Here is a 626-nt window from a genome sequence, read left to right on the forward strand (position 1 = left end):
TAAAAATGGCGATGCCGCAAATATCACGGTCACGGGGCGGGGATATTTGCAGGTAGGCAATAACGAGGTGTACGAACTGTTTCAGTCAGCATGGAGCGGTGCCCCTTATTTGGAGGATACGGCGGGATTGGAGGACGAGGTGGCACTGGTCACCGACCTTGGCCTAGTTCAAATCTCGAGTGTTTCGGAACAGGCTGCTAGTCGAAGGAAAGAAAAAATCAGTGAAATCGAAGCCGTTGCCGATCATATCGTGGCGACACAAGCAGAAATGAAGATCGAGAAGCTGGCAAGCCCATGGCTTCCGCCCCTTAAAGCTCGCCTATCGAGAAGCGGTGAAAGCAGCCTGACGAGCAATCAAATCCATCTCGGAATGAAGGATGAACCGGAATTGCAAAGCCAGACAAATTACATCTATAACTGGATGGAGGATGGAAATATCGGGATATTCGGTTCTTCCGGATACGGTAAATCAACTACGGCTTTGACCCTGCTCTTTAGCTTTGCAGATCAATTCTCTCCTGAAGAACTGCATTATTACTTGTTCGATTTTGGCAATAGCGCATTACTTCCATTGCGCCAGCTGCCCCATACAGGGGACTACTTCCGATTCGATGAGCTTAGGAAAA

Annotated in this window: 1 protein-coding gene; it reads left to right on the forward strand. The window is 48.7% G+C overall.

The genetic code is table 11. The annotated features are described in order from the left end of the window. The coding region (locus tag CVN76_RS01850) for an FtsK/SpoIIIE domain-containing protein (RefSeq protein ID WP_269800001.1) at positions 1-626 on the forward strand (626 nt) is incomplete at both ends.

The sequence above is a fragment of the Bacillus sp. mrc49 genome, assembly GCF_002803435.1.